Here is a 467-nt window from a genome sequence, read left to right as displayed (position 1 = left end):
GGGGGGCGTAGTGGAGGGTCGTGGGACGGAGAGGCGGCTGTGGCAGCTCGCGGTGACGCGTGGCCGGGGCGTGCAGCCGTGGGGGCGCGGGCCGGGGGTACGGGTGGAGAGGTGGACGGGGGAGAGGTGGGGCGGGGGAGGATGCGGGGTAGACAGCGGGAGATGGAGGGGGAGGTGGTGGAGGACTGGGAAGGGGAAGGGCGGGTCGGGCGGACGGAGGAGGAGGGCGAGATGCTCGAGCAGAGGGAAGAGGGGGTTGAGACGAGGGAAGGTGGAGGCCGGTTGAAGGTCATGATGCGGATAGCGGCAGGAGGCGAGCAGGCGCGTGCACAGGTGGTGGTAACACGGGTAGGAAGATATGTGCAGTTGGGGCCAGAGATCGCCAGAGTGACGAGTGTGGGCGGCTGGAGATTCGCCGGCAGCGGTCAGAACGTGGCCATGTGTATCGTCGAGCTGAGAGACTGGGG

At 68.7% G+C, this 467-nt stretch carries 1 protein-coding gene; it reads left to right on the top strand.

Features of this window, described 5'->3' with window-relative positions; genetic code table 11:
* Window positions 1-141: 141 nt before the first annotated feature.
* Window positions 142-467: hypothetical protein (locus tag A6V37_RS41805; RefSeq protein WP_208607873.1), on the top strand; the 326-nt coding region annotated here is incomplete at its 3' end.

Source organism: Paraburkholderia ginsengiterrae (assembly GCF_001645125.1).
Classification (GTDB): Bacteria; Pseudomonadota; Gammaproteobacteria; order Burkholderiales; family Burkholderiaceae; genus Paraburkholderia; species Paraburkholderia ginsengiterrae.
This window is presented reverse-complemented; position numbering and strand designations above follow the sequence as displayed.